Source organism: Pedobacter sp. D749, assembly GCF_019317285.1.
Classification (GTDB): domain Bacteria; phylum Bacteroidota; class Bacteroidia; order Sphingobacteriales; family Sphingobacteriaceae; genus Pedobacter.
Map to the genome: position 1 here is coordinate 2,892,902 of NZ_CP079218.1, position 16,540 is coordinate 2,909,441.

The following is a 16,540-nucleotide window of genomic DNA, read 5'->3' on the forward strand; positions in this document are numbered from 1 at the left end:
ACCAAACCAATATACCATGGAAGCACCTGTTTACACTCAAATAGAAAATCTGAAAGTAACTGTTTTTCAGGCCTACCTTTTTTGGGAAAACATTGAGAAAAACCTCTTAAATCTGGCACTTAGATTATCGATGGGTGTAAGGGAAAAAACCGATATTATTATTTTACCCGAAATGTTCAACACAGGTTTTAGCATGAATTCTGAGGCTTTAGCTGAAGAAATGGGTGGTAAAACGATGCAGTGGATGCAAAAAATGGCACACCAATACAATTGTGTGGTTACAGGAAGTATCATTATAAAAGAAAACAATCAATATTTTAACCGTTTGATCTGGATGGAACCAGATGGCAAAAACCAGCATTACGATAAACGTCATCTGTTTGGCATGGGAGATGAAGATCATCACTTCAGTCCCGGGAAAGAAAAACTTATAGTCGAACTTAAAGGATGGAAAATCAGACTGGCCATTTGTTACGATTTACGCTTTCCGGTTTGGTTGCGTAATGTAGACCAGGAATATGACATCTTACTTCTTGTGGCCAGCTGGCCAGATAAACGATCGGCACATTGGAAAGCATTAATTCCGGCAAGGGCAATAGAAAATCAGAGTTATGTGATTGCTGTAAACCGTGTTGGGCATGATGGAAACCAGATTTACCACAGCGGATTATCGATGTGCCTGGATCCATACGGCAATACGGTTTATTATAAACCCGAAGATGAAGATTTATATACATTCAGCATCAATTACGAAGAACTGGTTAAAGTGAGAAGGCAATTTCCTTTTTTAAAGGATGCAGATCGGTTTACCATTAGTTAAATTATATCCAATAGTCAAATTAAAATAATCCAACTGGAGCGATCGTTTCAACAATTCAGCAATCACAATAATATAACAATTAAATAACCAATAATCGAATCGTAATTTTACAACGGAAGTAAAACGATTAATGAATTATAACCGATGTTCAAATCGTAATTTTCAAACAGCATCGTTCGATTTAACAAAATAACAATTCGACAATCAAACAACTAACTATTTAGCCAATTTCAACAATTAACCCAAAAAATGTTTAACCGCCGCAAATTTATAAAAGCATCTGCCCTATCGGCCGGATTGCTGGCTATCGATAAAAGTAGTATTGCTAATGTAATTCCGAATGAAGAAAGAAAAACAGGCAATTTCCCGATCGTAATTTCTACCTGGGATTTTGGAATTGCGGCAAATGCCGATGCATGGAAAGTACTTTCTTCCGGTGGACGTGCCTTAGATGCCGTAGAACAAGGGGTTTGGGTACCTGAGGCAGATGAAAAGAATCAATCTGTCGGATATGGCGGTTTGCCAGATCGCGATGGCCACGTTACCCTGGATGCCTGCATTATGGACGAACTCGGTAATTGCGGCGCTGTTTTGGCATTGGAACATATTAAACACCCCATCTCCGTTGCACGTAAAGTAATGGAAAAAACCCCGCATGTGATGTTAGCTGGCGATGGAGCTTTACAGTTTGCTTTGGAGCAGGGATTCAAAAAAGAAAACTTACTTACGCCTGCCAGTGAAAAGGCCTGGAAAGAATGGTTGAAAACGGCGAAATATGCCCCTGTAATGAATATCGAAAATAAGCTCTACGAGAAAGCGGCACCGCAAAAACTTCCGGGCAACCAATACAACCACGATACCATCGGCATGCTCGCAATTGATGCTAAAGGAAACATTTCCGGCGCGTGTACAACCAGCGGTATGGCTTATAAATTACACGGAAGAATTGGAGACAGTCCGATTATTGGTGCCGGCCTTTATGTAGACAATGAAGTTGGTGGTGCGACCTCAACTGGCGTAGGTGAAGAAGTGGTACGAAATGTGGGCTCATTTTTAGTAGTAGAACTCATGCGTCAGGGTTATACACCCGAAGCCGCCTGCAAAGAAGCCGTAATGCGTATTATTAAAAAGAAGCCCGAAACGGCTAAAAATATACAAGTAGGCTTTTTAGCTATTAATAAAAAAGGCGAATATGGTGCTTATGCCATTCAGCAGGGTTTTAGCTATGCGGTCTGTAACGCAGAAAAACAAGATCTTCTAATCAAAGGCAAAAGCTATTATTAATAGCTTGATTTTTTTCAAACGATAAATAAAATGAAACAATAAATGGGGTTATTATCTAATATTTTTGGAAAGAAAAACGTTGCCGAACGCAAGGGTGAGCCTGATATGGTTTATGTGCCTAACGAAGACGAGCGTATGAACTGGGCGATAGAAAAAGCCAATTTAACGCTTTGGTATTTCGAAGAAAGCCTGACTAATCCCCAGCCGCACCATGCTTATTTCTCTGTTAAAGTTCATATTATAGATGGAGAAAATAGCGAGCATATTTGGCTGACTGAACCACATTTTGATGATGAAGGCAATCTTTTTGGTACCGTAGGTAACGAACCTGTAAGTGTAGGCACGGTGAAACTAAACCAGAAAATTGGAATTGATCGCGACCTGATATCAGACTGGATGAGTATTGAAAATGGCAGATTAATTGGCGGTTACACCATAAGAGCTATCAGAGACGGTATACCTGAAAAAGAGAAAGCAGCATTTGATGACAGTATAGGCTTATATATTGATGAAGGGGTTGATCATTTCAAAGCCAATCTTGAAACACCAGAAGGTGCAATATTAGCTTTGGAGAATGCCTATAATGCTAGGGATCTTGATGCTGCAATAGCATGTAAAGATTTCTTCGAGGAAGCAAGAATCATGCTTTCCAAATTGAAAATGGAATTAGATGATGACATCATCACTGAAACAGCAGAAGTACTTAAATTATCTTTTATCAATAATACCGAAGAACATGGTTTCCCTGATTTTTCAGGTCTTCAAAATGCTTTCCCTGAAAGAAAAAAAATTGATGATTCCCATTGGATAATTACTGAAGTATGCTGGTTTCCGGATGGTGGAAAATCAACACAGCTACTCAACACCTATAAATCGCCAAAAGGCTGGGTTGTTTTAGGCCCTGTAGAAACAGAAGAATAATTCAAATTACATCGTATTAATAGAAATGAAAAGTGATCCAATCACACAAAATGCTTGTTTAGAAGTTTGTGCAAATTCTTATGCCTCTGCCTTGGCAGCCCAAAATGGTGGAGCAAGAAGAGTGGAACTTTGCGATAACCTGGCAGAAGGTGGCACCACACCAAGTTATGCCCAAATTGCTTTGGCTAAGAAAAATCTATCCATCGAAATCTGGCCGATTATCCGTCCGCGTGGAGGCGATTTTTTGTATTCTGATACCGAGTTTGAGTTAATGAAAGAAGATATAAAAATATGTAAATCATTAAATTGCGAAGGAATAGTTATCGGAATACTTAAAGCAGATGGCACTATTGACAAAGCGAGATGTGCTGAACTGATCGAGTTAGCCAAACCTATGGAGGTTGCTTTCCACAGGGCATTTGATATGAGCAACGATATGGATCAGGCATTGGAAGATTTAATCTCACTCAACATAAAAAGAGTGCTTACCTCCGGAGGTGCTTCTTCTGCAATTCTGGGTGCAGAAAAACTAGCACAACTGGTCAAAAAAGCGAATGGCCGGATTACCATTATGCCTGGTGCAGGGATTAACGAAAACAACATTAAAAACCTTATTGATCAAACCGGTGCCACACAATTTCATGCCTCAGCAAAAGAATTTGTGCCGAGTAAAATGGAATTCAGAAATACGGAAACCAAAATGGGCAGCATTGAGGACGAATACCGTTATGAACTCACTTCAGAAACAAAAGTGAAAGCTTTGGTTGATTGTATAAATAAGGTGGTTAATTAACATAGCATCTGCTTTGCAGCTATAACAGATCGTAAACCTATAAGGAAGATCTGGTCTTCTCAATAAATCGTCATTGCGAGAAGGCTCTTTCAGCCGGCGAAGCAATCTTTAACCAAGAATCTTCAGTATGAGATTGCTTCGTCGTTCCTCCTCGCAATGACGAACCTTTCTATTGGAGTTATAGAAGGGCTAGATTATTGTAAGCTTATTTCGATGAACTCAACATGATAAGATCTGAAGAGAATTAATTTTATGGTGTAGTCTCTTTTATTTAGAGCCTGTTTAAAAATTAAGTAAATTCGTATGTCAGTCTGAGCGTAGTCGAAGACCATGCCAACCCATTAATAAAAACAAACCATTGCGCTCAGCGTGACAGCAAAGGTTATGTAGTATTTGCTATAAAAATTTAAGCAGGTTCTTATAGTTTACTAATCTCCACTTCCAGGAACATAATGCAAGCCTGGCGTAAGGTAATGAAGCAAAATAACTCTAGAATAGCGGTAATTAATTGGTGATAACAATAAAACTCCTGTTAAAATTAAACCAACATAGTACCATAGGTTTTCATAAACTAAGGCTAAACCCAAAACATAGGATGCGACACCAATGGTTATGATTTCTGCGACGTTCATGGCATAACTTACAAACATGGCCACATAGAAAAAACCTGGCTCGCGCTCAAATTTTAAGTTGCAATGCGGGCAGTTAACATTTGTTTTTTGTAGTCTGAAAGAATAAGCACTCCCTGTAAAAATATCTCCTTTGCGGCAACGTGGGCATTTACATTGTACAAAAGCCTGGAATTTGGATAACTCAGCCATAATCTTCTAATTTGATAGTACAAAGATAAGCCTAAAATTAGACACTAATTTATGATCTAAGTCATGTTTGAGCATTGTTTATCAGCTCGCTCGTCATTATTTATTGGTCCTTCATGCTAACCCAATAAAACGCTAAACTTTTACAATCTTCCCTTTAATGGTTTTGATCAGGCCTTTCTCCGCTAATATTTTAGTGCTACGGATAACGGTTTCCACCCTTAAGCCAGTCATATCGGCTAATTCCTGTCGCGTTACTTTTAAATTTTCACCTACAGCAATATCGCCAAGGAGATAATTGATCATCGTTAACAAACGATGATCGGCCTTTTCGCTCGCCAGTTCCTCCAGCATCATCGATTTATAAAAAAGGCGGTTACTTAAAGTACGGATCAGCTCCATGCTAAAATCGGGCTCGTTTTTAATCAGTTCAAAAAAATCTTCTTTATTTACTGCAATAAGCTGAGAATCTTTATTGGCAATGGTAAAGGCTAAATAAGGCCGGTCGATTAATAAAGCAGGTTCACCGAAATACTGCCCCGTTTTAAAAACGCCCTGAATAAATTCTTTTCCCTCATCGCTCACAGTAACCATTCGCACCTCGCCCGATTTGATGAAATACACGTAACGCGGCTGCATCCCCGGTTCGTAAATAACCGAATCTTTTGAATAACTTTTGAGTTTTAAACCTTTATCAATCAGTTTTTGGAAGTTCATTATTGTTCAGGTAAATCAGTATAAAGATTCTTCATTGCATTTAGAATGACAGAACTCACAAGTACTACCCCAGCGTTTCTTTCATTAAAAGGGTATAAAATGCTTTAAGTGTAATACCCATTGCAGCTACCTGCTGTGGAATAAAACTGGTTGCTGTTTGTCCTGGAATGGTATTGATTTCGATAAAATAAAATTTGCCAGTTCCTTCCTCAAGAAAGTAGTCAATACGTACCACTCCCCTGCAATTTAATTTCTGATATACTTCCTTCACCACCTGTTGCACACGGCTCACCTCTTCGGCACTCATTCTACCGGGAGTAATTTCTTCTGTTGCGCCAGGCGTATACTTTGCTTCGAAATCGAAAAACTCATTTTTCGGGATTACTTCTGTTGCAGGTAAAACAACGACTTTGCCCTCAGCGCCGAAAATGCCGATCGAAAACTCCCTGCCACTTACAAACTCTTCTATTAAAATCTGACTATCTTCTTTAAATGCTTTTTCAATGGCCATTTCCAGATCATCGGCATGTTTTACCTTGGTCATGCCAATACTACTGCCCCCGCTGTTGGGTTTAACAAAATATGGCAATCTTAAACTTTGCTTAATCTGATTTAAATTGTAGTTGCCACCTTTAAATATCTGAACAGATTTTGCGGTGTGCAGGTTATCAATGCCTTCTACAACAGCTTTGGTATAACCTTTATTCATGGTAATGGACGAGGTTAATGCATCGCAGGCAGTATATGGGATACCTAACATATCGAAATAGCCCTGCAATTTTCCATCCTCGCCAGGTGAACCATGTATGGCAATAAAAATACCATCAAACTTAATTTTTCTTCCTTCAAGTGTTAAGGAAAAATCATTTTTATCAATTTCAATCTTAACAGAATCTGCAGGTTCATAAAACCAGCCCTTTTCGTTCAGCATAATCTTATATACATCGTATAAATCGGAGTCGATATTCTGAGCAATAGTGGCTGCACTTTTTACAGAAACAACCCATTCGCCTGTGGTACCGCCTGTTAACAATGCTATCGTTTTCTTCATGTTAAAAATCCTTTTATAAATAGAAATTGAATATAAATATATCCTCAAAAATATAAATATCTTTGTGCTTTAGTATTATTGAAGGAGAATTATTGAAGGAGTGAGTAATCGAATGATTGAGTGAAGAAATAGATTCGATAATTCAATCCATCATTAAAATAGTTACATTTGAGCTTGTACGCATAACCCAAATTAAGATTCATGTCTAAATTTACAGAGTATTTAAAATCCAAATCGTTTAGAAACAACATATTAGCTGCGATAGTAACCGTTGTAGTGCTTTTATTGGTTGCTTTTTTTAGTTTAAGATATTACACCAAACACGGACAGGGCCTAAATGTACCTATGGTTAAAGGTTTATCTTTTGAGCAGGCCGTTCAGAAACTGGAAAATGCCGGATTAAAATATGAAGTAGATTCTGTTTTTATCATGGATCAACCTGCCGGAATTGTAATTGACCAGGATCCTGACCCCAATACTTTTGTAAAAGATAACCGTACCATTTATTTAACCATTAATGCAGGCAAAACACCGAATACAAAATTCCCTGATATAGCGTTTAAAACTTTAAGGGAAGCCCAGGCCATTATAGAGAGTTCGAGATTAAAGCTCGGAGATACGACCTATAAGCCGGATGTAAGCCGTGATGTGGTTTTAGAAGCCTCTTTTGGTGGTCAGCCGATTGCAGCCGGACAGATTGTGCCTGTTGGCTCGAGGATTAACCTGGTTTTAGGCGATGGGCGTGGAAATGAAGAAGTAGATATTCCACAGTTAATGGGTTTAACCATTGATGAAGCTAAATTTAGCCTAAAGGGTTCAAACCTGAGTTTAGGCAACATCATTTACGATGGACCTATTACCGATAGTGCTGCTGCTGTGATTATTAAACAAGATCCTATGCTGGCTGATTCATTAACCAAAGTGGCTATAGGCACCAGGATTAACATTACACTATCTAACAAACAACAATAAAAAGTATTATATTACAGATGACTGAAGTAGAAAAAAAGAACATGAGTACAGGCAAAAAAGTTGCAATAAGCATTGCACTTGTTGTTATTTTAATTGCTGGTTACTTTGCGTTAAATATTTACAGGCTATACTTTGCCCCTAACGTTACCGAAAATCAAAAATATTTATATATCAAAACCGGGAGTAATTACGATGATCTGATTGCAGAAATTAAAAAGAAAGATCTGTTAAAAAGCATTTCTTCTTTTACAACAGCTGCCGGAAAAATGAATTTGGCCACAAGTGTTAAACCCGGACGTTACCGCTTGAAAAAAGGAATGACCAACCGTACGTTGATTAACCTGATCAAAGCTGGAAACCAGGATCCCGTTAAATTGAAATTCCATAACATCCGTAAGAAAGAAAACTTTGCAGCCTATCTGGCCAGCAACCTGGAAGCCGATTCGTTAAGCTTTATCAATGTGTTAGATTCTACAGCGCTAATCAGTAAATATGGTTTTAACCAGGATAACGTGTATGCCATGTTCATCCCGAATACTTACGAAATGTACTGGAATATTTCGCCGGTTGATTTCTTTGAGCGCATGCATAAGGAATATGATAAATTCTGGACAGCGGACCGCAAGCAAAAGGCCGCAAGTTTAAATCTCACACCGGCACAAGTATACACTTTAGCGTCTATTGTGGATGCAGAAGCACTTTACGACAAAGAGATGCCAATTATAGCGGGTTTGTACTTAAACCGTTTAAATAAAGGCATATTGCTTCAGGCCGATCCGACAGTAATTTTTGCAAACAACGATTTTACAGTAAAAAGGGTAACCGGCAAATTATTGCAGGTACAATCCCTTTACAACACCTATAAATATGCGGGTTTGCCTCCAGGACCAATTATGATGCCTAGTATAAATGCTATTGATGCTGTACTAAACCGCGATAACAACAATTACATTTACATGTGTGCGAAAGAAGATTTTTCTGGCTACCATAATTTCGCTGAAAATAAAGCCCAGCACGAAATCAATGCAAGGAAATACCGTGAAGCGTTAAACAAAAGAAATATATTTAAATAATGTATAGCCACAGTACAAAAATCAGGGTTCGTTATGGCGAAACCGATCAGATGGGCTATATGTATTATGGCAATTACGCTCAATACTACGAAGTTGGCCGGGTAGAAATGTTACGCAGTTTGGGTATGAGCTATAGCTCTATGGAGGCTGATGGCATTATGATGCCAGTTTTAGAATTAAAGTGCAAATACATTAAACCTGCTCTTTACGATCAGGAAATTACCGTAAAAACAATTATCAAAACCTTGCCGGGCATCAGGATCTTTTTTGAGTATGAGTTGTATAACGAAAAAGAAGAACTCATAAACATTGGGGCAACTACATTGGTTTTTGTTGATATGGCGAAAAATAAACCGACAAATCCACCCGAAAATTTTATGGAAAAATTATCGGTGTTTTTTAATTAACCAATACAATGGAATGGTTACACAGGCAATTATTACATCTTAAACTCTATTCTAGATTTATAGAATGGACGAAAGAATGCATTCTGCCTGGTTTTAGTCCACTACCTTTGTATACTGTAGCTACGTTTTTCTTTCGTGAAATCGGAAAAGATGCATTGGTAAATAAGTCATCATCTTTGGCATACAGTTTCATGCTGGCCATTTTTCCGGGGATTATTTTCTTGTTTACTTTGATCCCTTTTATACCGATAAAGGGTTTCCAGGATCAGCTTTTAAATTTAATTCAACTGGTACTTCCTCACAATGCTTTTGATGCATTTGAAACAACATTGAAAGACATCATTAAAAAGCAAAACACAGGTTTGTTATCTTTCGGTTTTTTATCAGCATTGTTTTTTGCTACCAATGGAGTTAAAAACCTCATGAAGGCTTTTAATAAATCATCATTGATTATCGAAACCAGGGGCTGGATAAAACAACGTTTAATTGCGCTTGTACTAACGGTGATTATCTGCTTTTCGATCATCATCTGCATCAGTGCCATGGCCTTGGGCGAAATTTTGCTGAACAAGATTAACGACGAACTGCACTTAAAAGATAGTTTTTTGATTTATACCATCAAATTTACGCGTTGGGCATTATTGGCGATTTTGTATTTCATCACCATTTCTATTTTATACCGCTACGGCCCATCGCATACCAAAAAATGGCGCTTGTTTAGCGCAGGTTCATGGCTGGCTACTATCCTTGCCTTTCTTACCATCTGGGGTTTTTCTTTCTACATTAACCATTTTGCTTCCTACAATAAAGTTTATGGTTCTATCGGAACATTAATCGTGGTGATGATCTGGCTTTACCTCAATTCATTAATTTTATTGATCGGTTTTGAGCTCAATGCCAGCGTTGATGTGAGCAAAAGAAGTGTGAAGATTATCCGCCCTACTTTTAATTTGTTCAAAAAATCGGAGCCAATTGAAGAAAATATACAGAAGAAATAATTTTTTCTCCCTCTGTGTTAAGTAATTATCAAGTTTATATAAAAAAAAAAGCATTCGGAGTTTGCAGATTTAAGCTGAGTTTGTACTTTTGCAGCGGAGAGCTGGCAGAGTGGTCGAATGCGGCAGTCTTGAAAACTGTTGACTGTAACAGGTCCGGGGGTTCGAATCCCTCGCTCTCCGCTGAAAATTTAAAGCCTGAAATCGCAAGATTTCAGGCTTTTTCGTTTTTAAAAAAAAATATCCTAGCGCAAATCTTAGCCCCCCGGCCTAAACCATCGTCTGCTGACTTGTGCTTTAGTTAAATTCAATGTATTAATCTCTCTACAAGTCTAAATTAGTTAAGGTCTCAAAGCACAAGTCAGCCCCAACAATCCCCCGTACACTAAGACTTGCGCTAGTATGAGCTAGTATGGGTAAAACAAACAAGAGGCTTGCAATCATATTACAATTGATTTCACAGATTGGAAATAAGTGTTATATTGAAGTTTATTAATCTTGACCTCATCAGTGTGTTGCTGAGGTTGGTTAGATTACAATATTAATTTAATTCATAATGAAAATTTTAAAAACCAGTGTCTGCTTTGCTATTATTTTACTTGGTTTTACAACAATACGGGCACAATCAACAAATAAAAAAAGTGCTGTAAAAGAAGTCACTCCAATACCACAGATACCTCCTCCCGGAGCAATAGATAGTACGCCAATGGGCGACTGGAACTCATTTTCTGAAGTAAAACTTAATTTACCCATTTATCCAGGCCCCTTTAAGCCTACCTGGGAATCTATTGAGTCCAATTATCCGGGAGATCCAGCCTGGTTAAGAAACGCAAAGTTTGGCATCTGGGTTCATTTTGGGCCACAGGCATCCGGCGAAAGTGGAGATTGGTATGCGCGCAGGCTATATACTCCAGGTACCCCCGCATATAAAAAACATCAGGAAAAATATGGTCATCCATCAGAAGCCGGATACAAAGAAGTTCTTCGTGATTGGAACCCTAAAAAGCTGGATCCGGCAAAACTGGCTAAAATATATAAAGATGCAGGAGCAAAATTTTTAATGATCCAGGGTGTACATCATGACAACTATGATTTATGGAACTCGAAATATCAGCCATGGAATTCTGTCAATATCGGGCCTAAACGAGATCTGTTAAGGGAATGGGCAAAAGCATGCCGTGCAAATAATATCCGCTATGGTGTTACCTTTCATCACGAATATACCTGGTGGTGGTGGCAAACAGCATTCGGCAGCGATACTGAAGGTGCAAAAAAAGGAATCCCTTATGATGGTAATCTTACGCTTGCAGATGGAAAAGGCAAATGGTGGGAGGGTTACGACCCACGCATGCTCTATGGAATTGACTTGCGTGAATACAAAGGGGTGGCAGAAAAATCGCACAGTCGCTCTTCGCCGCCTTCGCCGGGAATATTCAGTAAACACTTGGATTATGCCAAATGGTATGCAACAAATTGGGCAATGCGCATGATGGATGTGGTAGAACACTATGATCCGGACTTTATTTATACAGATGGCACGGTACAAGGCCCTTTTACGGGTAATGGTACAGGTACCGGTTATAAGGCTGATGCTATGCAGAGCGTAATTGCAGACTACTACAACAGAACCATGGCGCATCGTGGAAAGGTGAATACCTTCAGTATTGTTAAGTTCCGTGACAAAACCAGCGGTATAGTTACTACAGAGGAATTCGCTGTTCCGGAAAACATCAAAACAAATCAGCCCTGGATTGCAGAAGCGCCTGTTGGAGATTGGTATTATGCACCCAACTTTACATATGATTCCGGTATGATGATCAGATATGTGATTGAGGCAATCGCCAGAGACGGCAATGCTGCACTTTGTGTTTCATTACTGCCAGACGGTTCATTGGATGAAGGCAGTTTAAAGATGCTTAAAGAAGTAGGTATATGGATGCGCAGGAACGGCGAAGCGGTATACGGAAGCCGGTCCTGGAAAATCCCGGGAGAAGGGGAACAGCAAAATGGGAAGCTAAAAATGCTACCTGGTGGAAAATTGGGCCAGAAACAGGCAGAATTCAAATTCAGCAAAGAAGATTTTCGTTTTACGGTAGGTAAAACCGGGTCACTTTATGCTTTTTGTATGACTGCACCAGAAAAAGGAGCCGAGTTAAAAATCAAATCCCTTGGTTTGGAGCAGAACTATTTAAATAAAGCAATAAAAAATGTCAGCTTGGTAGGATATAAGGGTAAACTGGAGTGGAAACAACAGAATGATGGATTGATTATAAATTGCCCTTCAGAAATGCCTTATGCGACTGCTGTGGTATTTAAAGTAGATTAATTTGCTTGAATGGGAGTATTTGATTGGGTCTCTCCTATTCGATTCATACAGGCGAGGGAGTATAAACCTTAGCTAATAATGCAAATTGTGGTATATTAAGTCAATGAATAGAAATATGGGTATTTAAACTAATTCTTTTTCCACACAGGACGGATCATATTGCTGGGAATAGCAATTTTCAAATATTAATCTTTACAAATAGTAAATATGTGGCCATTTGCGCCGAAATGCCCACATATTGTCCTTGATGTTTATAGCTGGCTAATATTGTTTATGTTTTAAAATCTATTTCCAAGGGCCTGATAATTGACCTCAGATTGGAGAATGCCCATTTTCTTTTAAGCTTTACTTGTACGACTTTTACAGCAGATATAAACGCCATATCTGGATTTTGATTGCATTTTCGTTATCTCCAGGGAAATATTTGAGTGGAAAGCCTCTGCTTTGCAGCCCTCCACTTTGGAAAAAAGTAGCTTTCGTATTTTCACACTGCCTGAACCTTCTGATTCTTTTCTTCCACCGGCTTTTGATTAAAACGCTGATCCTGCAAGCGGTCATATTCCTTTACATAATCTGAATGTTCTGTGCCCATCATCCGGTCCCAGATCCTGAAATACAATCCGTAATTCCCCTTGAATTTACTGTGATGCAGGTTATGGTGTACCGAAGTATTCAGGATTTCAAATGCCCAGGTAAAGCGGAACCATTTAGGCATAATTTCATAGCCCAGGTGTCCGTAAACATTAATGGTGAAGCCAGTTACGGTAAAGAGTAATATCGTTACAGGATGCATCGGCAGCAGGATTACAATTGGCACTAATACAAGTCCCTCAGTAACGGCTTCCAGTATATGAAAACTATAGGATGTCCATGGAGAGGGATTGGTGCTCTTATGATGGACCAAATGGGTAAGTTTGAACAATTTTTTATGGTGTAACAACCGGTGCATCCAATAAAAATAAGTATCATGTATAATTAAGCTCAGCACTAATGCCACACCTATATACCATATTGGAAAATCATTGATGTCTGCATAAATTCGGGTGTATTGATGAAGAGGCGTGAAAACCAACGCAACTGCGATGATTGAGAATACCAGTGTACTCTGCATGGAATGCCATATCTCACGGATGAAGTCTTTTTTTGTGGCTAGTTTTTGCTGAATTTTAAATTTACCTAACCTGGCAGGCATAAGCAAATAAAACAGCCCAAAAGGAATTCCCGCAAGTATAAAATACCGGATAGCCGAAATACTAAAAATACTAATGATGGCTTCTATTATCTTTTCCATATCTATTAATTTTATACTTCAAAAGTATAAAGCAGATAGATCGTCCGCCGTTAACAAAAGATAATTTAGGGGCTTAACAAAGGATAATTTATCTTACTGTTTTCCTTTTGTATACATCCTTTTGCGAATTCGGCTTAAAGACACCGGGGTGATACCGAGCATAGATGCGATATATTTATCAGGCACTCGGTTTACCAGGTCGAAACGCTCGGAAAGGAGTTCCCGATAACGCTCTTCCGGCGACTGTGTCACAAAGGATTCCAGCATTTTTAAAGATTCCGCCAGCATTTTCATCAGGAAGAAGTTACGGAGCGGTTCATATTCCGGGTGGGTTTTCAAAATCTCCTCCAAAACATCATAATCGATCTGCAGCAACTTAACAGGTTCCAGCGCACGGTAAATAAACCGTGAAGGTTGTCGGTTGATAATCGTATCATGTGAGGCAATAAACTGGCCCTCCCAGCGTAGGATAAGTGTAGCTTCATCTCCATTTTCCTTAATGGTGTATGCCCTGATGACACCTTGTTCAATAAATGCCAGTCGACGGCTGTTTTCTCCTTGGCGGATGTAGGCTTCGTTGGTTTCCAGCGATACCATAGTCGCCATGGCAAATAATGGTGCGGTATCGGCAGGCAATACGCCCGCTAAATCAAACAATAATTCCTGTAAAGTATCAATTGATGTTCCCATATTAAATATAAAAATACCGATGAGCAATTGCTAATTTAAAAATATCACGGGAAGCCTGCAAAATTATCTCCAATACGATCTTAATGATGCAGCGAATATATAGCGTATTCTTAAGGCTTACAAGGACACTGTTTATTCTGCCGTTGCAGGAGCAATTTTGGTCCGTAAACGATGATACAGGAAACTCTTGGATTTTTTCAGCCAGAGTTGCTGAAGAACGTTATGGTAATTTCATCAGGTCTTATCCTGAACTGATGAATTATTTTCTCCATTCTAGCGCAAGTCTTAGTGCCGAGGGTCTAAGCCGTCGTCTGCACCGTGCTTTCGTTAAATCAATACATTAAATATCTCAATAGTTAAGATGCACTGAAAGCACAAGTTAGCCAACCCATCACCAGCATACTAAGACATTGCCCTCAATGTCATTAAGTTAAGGGTTTTAACCACAGGTGCGCACAGATAAACACGGATTTTGATATCTGTGCGCATCCTTCCTATCTGTGGTTAAATTATTTTCTTGTGCCGTATCTTAACTTAATGACATTGGACTTGCGCTAGTAAAGCGCATCGGCCGAGTCTTTTTAGCTGAAACAGACGTAAAAAAAAACCTTTATCTATAGATGTTCAAATACTTAAAATTAAGTATTTGACTGTGTTTTTTTCCTGACTACATTTAGTATACCAAACGGAGAAGTGTAAAGTCTTACCTTAAATTTTCTATTTCATTTTTTCTTACGGGCTTGCAATTGGTAATACCCTTTAAAACCTATGGTTGTTGAGGGTTGTCCAACAATTGACAAAAGCTTACATCCTTTTCTTAATAATTTAACAAATAAACAATGAACTTAAAAGAAAAACTCAATGAAATTGGGCAAAAGCCTGACATGATTCTTATTGTTACTGATGAGCAACGTGCCACACAACATTTTCCACTTGGATGGGAAGAGAAAAATCTCCCAACGCTAACGTTTCTAAAACAGAATGGATTTAGTTTTGACAGAGCTTTTTGCAATACCTGTATGTGCTCCCCAAGCCGGGCAACCTTATTTACAGGAACATATCCTGCCAAACATGGTGTAAGCCAAACGCTAACCGAAGGAGGTCTTTTATCTCCACAAGAACCAACGCTAAGTAATTCTTTGCCCAATATAATGAATGTACTTTGGGCAGATGGTTATGATGTGCAATACCGAGGCAAATGGCATATGAGTAAAGGAGTAGCGCCTAATGGAACTAAAACAAATTACGAAAGTTTAACCGCGGCAGATATTTCATTATACGGAGCAATGGGATGGGTGGCTCCAGATGCTGGCGAAGATGTTAATCCCCTTAATTTTGGTGGTGGATATGCAAATCATGATGCAAAATATACAGCCGAAGCCATACAATATTTGAAGGAAGTAAAAGCGCAAAGAGCCGCTGGAAATCATAAACCGTATTGTCTTATTCTTTCACTGGTCAACCCACATGACGTATTAGCGTATCCAAAATCGGCAGGGACTTCAGGATACCATTCCGATAGCTGGCTAGGCAGAGAAATTGGACTTCCTTCTACCATAAATGAAAATTTACTTGAAAATAAAAAACCAATAGCACAGGAACAAATTTTACTCAGCATGGCATTAAGTCTGGGCCAAATAGCTAGTGAAGAGGATAAACTAAACTATATTAATTTTTATGGTTATTTATTAAGTCATGTTGATAAAGAAATTGGATATCTGATTGAAGAATTATACAAAGAAGATGAGCATGGAAATAAATTGGCAGATGCTGCAATTGTTACTTTAACATCTGATCACGGAGAAATGGGTTTGGCTCACGGAGGATTGCGTCAGAAAACTTTTGTTGCTTATGAAGAAGCATTAAGAGTACCACTTGTAATTTCAAATCCAGTTTTATTTAAGGATCACAAAATAAAACAATCAATGGCATTGGCGACATTGGCCGATATTATGCCCACTTTTATTGATATTGCAAATGTATCAAATCCACCTGCAGGACTTTCGGGTACAAGTTTACTTCCTGTAATGGAGAATAATACTCCCGTTCAGCATAGTATCTTATTTACTTATGATGATATTAAGGCAGGCTCTAATAGCAGCTGGACGATTGTAAAAGCTGCTAACCGTATTCGTTGTATCAGAACAGAAAAGTGGAAATTCGATTATTACTTTGATGCTTCAACAGCTTATTTCAAACAATATGAACTGTATGATTTAGTCAATGATCCGTTAGAAAGTACCAATCTTGCTTATGATCCGACATATAGCGAAATTAGAAAAGATTTAGAAGGGCAATTGCACCAGCTTGAGATAGAAAAACTCTGGGTCAATATGCCAAAAGATGTTTATTAGTAATACAACATTCGACTAAAAACATCTT

Annotated in this window: 15 protein-coding genes and 1 tRNA gene; 11 read left to right on the top strand and 5 right to left on the bottom strand. The window is 38.6% G+C overall.

The window, feature by feature from the left end; genetic code table 11:
* Nucleotides 1-16: 16 nt before the first annotated feature.
* From KYH19_RS11545 to KYH19_RS11560, 4 genes are all read left to right on the top strand, one after another.
* Entirely contained in the window at nucleotides 17-820 is an 804-nt protein-coding gene (locus KYH19_RS11545) for a nitrilase family protein (protein ID WP_219078821.1), read from the top strand.
* Between the two features lie 249 nt (nucleotides 821-1,069).
* Entirely contained in the window at nucleotides 1,070-2,104 is a 1,035-nt protein-coding gene (locus KYH19_RS11550) for a N(4)-(beta-N-acetylglucosaminyl)-L-asparaginase (RefSeq protein WP_219078822.1), read from the top strand.
* Nucleotides 2,105-2,146: 42 nt separating this feature from the next.
* Nucleotides 2,147-3,025 (top strand): YegJ family protein, encoded by an 879-nt coding sequence (locus KYH19_RS11555; RefSeq protein ID WP_219078823.1) that lies wholly within the window; start codon nucleotides 2,147-2,149, stop codon nucleotides 3,023-3,025.
* 25 nt (nucleotides 3,026-3,050) lie between these two features.
* Nucleotides 3,051-3,818, top strand: a complete 768-nt coding sequence (locus KYH19_RS11560; RefSeq protein ID WP_219078824.1) for a copper homeostasis protein CutC — start codon at nucleotides 3,051-3,053, stop codon at nucleotides 3,816-3,818.
* A gap of 428 nt (nucleotides 3,819-4,246) precedes the next feature.
* On the opposite strand, the gene KYH19_RS11565 is transcribed toward KYH19_RS11560, so the two are convergent.
* From KYH19_RS11565 to KYH19_RS11575, 3 genes are all read right to left on the bottom strand, one after another.
* Nucleotides 4,247-4,639, bottom strand: a complete 393-nt coding sequence (locus KYH19_RS11565; protein WP_219078825.1) for a DUF983 domain-containing protein — start codon at nucleotides 4,637-4,639, stop codon at nucleotides 4,247-4,249.
* Between the two features lie 132 nt (nucleotides 4,640-4,771).
* Nucleotides 4,772-5,353 (bottom strand): Crp/Fnr family transcriptional regulator, encoded by a 582-nt coding sequence (locus tag KYH19_RS11570; protein WP_219078826.1) that lies wholly within the window; start codon nucleotides 5,351-5,353, stop codon nucleotides 4,772-4,774.
* 64 nt (nucleotides 5,354-5,417) lie between these two features.
* Nucleotides 5,418-6,404 carry a D-alanine--D-alanine ligase gene (locus KYH19_RS11575; RefSeq protein WP_219078827.1) on the bottom strand — a complete coding sequence of 329 codons (987 nt, stop codon included), beginning with the start codon at nucleotides 6,402-6,404 and terminating at the stop codon, nucleotides 5,418-5,420.
* Nucleotides 6,405-6,605: 201 nt separating this feature from the next.
* On the opposite strand from KYH19_RS11575, the gene KYH19_RS11580 reads away from it, so the two are divergent.
* The 6 genes from KYH19_RS11580 (at nucleotide 6,606) to KYH19_RS11605 (ending at nucleotide 12,177) form a co-directional block, all read left to right on the top strand.
* Nucleotides 6,606-7,376 (top strand): PASTA domain-containing protein, encoded by a 771-nt coding sequence (locus tag KYH19_RS11580; RefSeq protein ID WP_219078828.1) that lies wholly within the window; start codon nucleotides 6,606-6,608, stop codon nucleotides 7,374-7,376.
* A 17-nt stretch (nucleotides 7,377-7,393) separates the two neighbouring features.
* Nucleotides 7,394-8,449, top strand: coding sequence for an endolytic transglycosylase MltG (mltG, locus tag KYH19_RS11585; protein WP_219078829.1), 1,056 nt, complete (start codon nucleotides 7,394-7,396; stop codon nucleotides 8,447-8,449).
* Complete coding sequence (locus tag KYH19_RS11590; protein WP_121286531.1) at nucleotides 8,449-8,856, top strand: thioesterase family protein; 408 nt, start codon at nucleotides 8,449-8,451, stop codon at nucleotides 8,854-8,856. The genes mltG and KYH19_RS11590 overlap by 1 nt, the downstream gene beginning before the upstream one ends.
* Before the next feature lie 8 nt (nucleotides 8,857-8,864).
* Nucleotides 8,865-9,854 carry a YihY/virulence factor BrkB family protein gene (locus tag KYH19_RS11595; RefSeq protein WP_219078830.1) on the top strand — a complete coding sequence of 330 codons (990 nt, stop codon included), beginning with the start codon at nucleotides 8,865-8,867 and terminating at the stop codon, nucleotides 9,852-9,854.
* Nucleotides 9,855-9,949: 95 nt separating this feature from the next.
* Nucleotides 9,950-10,034, top strand: a tRNA-Ser gene (locus tag KYH19_RS11600).
* Nucleotides 10,035-10,407: 373 nt separating this feature from the next.
* The gene (locus tag KYH19_RS11605; protein WP_219078831.1) at nucleotides 10,408-12,177 is read left to right on the top strand and encodes an alpha-L-fucosidase; all 1,770 of its coding nucleotides are present in this window, start codon (nucleotides 10,408-10,410) and stop codon (nucleotides 12,175-12,177) included.
* A gap of 484 nt (nucleotides 12,178-12,661) precedes the next feature.
* Here KYH19_RS11605 and KYH19_RS11610 read toward each other — a convergent pair whose 3' ends face one another.
* Both KYH19_RS11610 and KYH19_RS11615 read right to left on the bottom strand, forming a co-directional pair.
* A complete protein-coding gene (locus KYH19_RS11610; protein WP_219078832.1) occupies nucleotides 12,662-13,468 on the bottom strand; it encodes a sterol desaturase family protein in 807 nt (268 codons plus the stop codon).
* A 93-nt stretch (nucleotides 13,469-13,561) separates the two neighbouring features.
* The gene (locus tag KYH19_RS11615; RefSeq protein WP_219078833.1) at nucleotides 13,562-14,158 is read right to left on the bottom strand and encodes a Crp/Fnr family transcriptional regulator; all 597 of its coding nucleotides are present in this window, start codon (nucleotides 14,156-14,158) and stop codon (nucleotides 13,562-13,564) included.
* 839 nt (nucleotides 14,159-14,997) lie between these two features.
* On the opposite strand from KYH19_RS11615, the gene KYH19_RS11620 reads away from it, so the two are divergent.
* Nucleotides 14,998-16,512, top strand: a complete 1,515-nt coding sequence (locus KYH19_RS11620; RefSeq protein WP_219078834.1) for a sulfatase-like hydrolase/transferase — start codon at nucleotides 14,998-15,000, stop codon at nucleotides 16,510-16,512.
* Nucleotides 16,513-16,540: the final 28 nt, after the last annotated feature.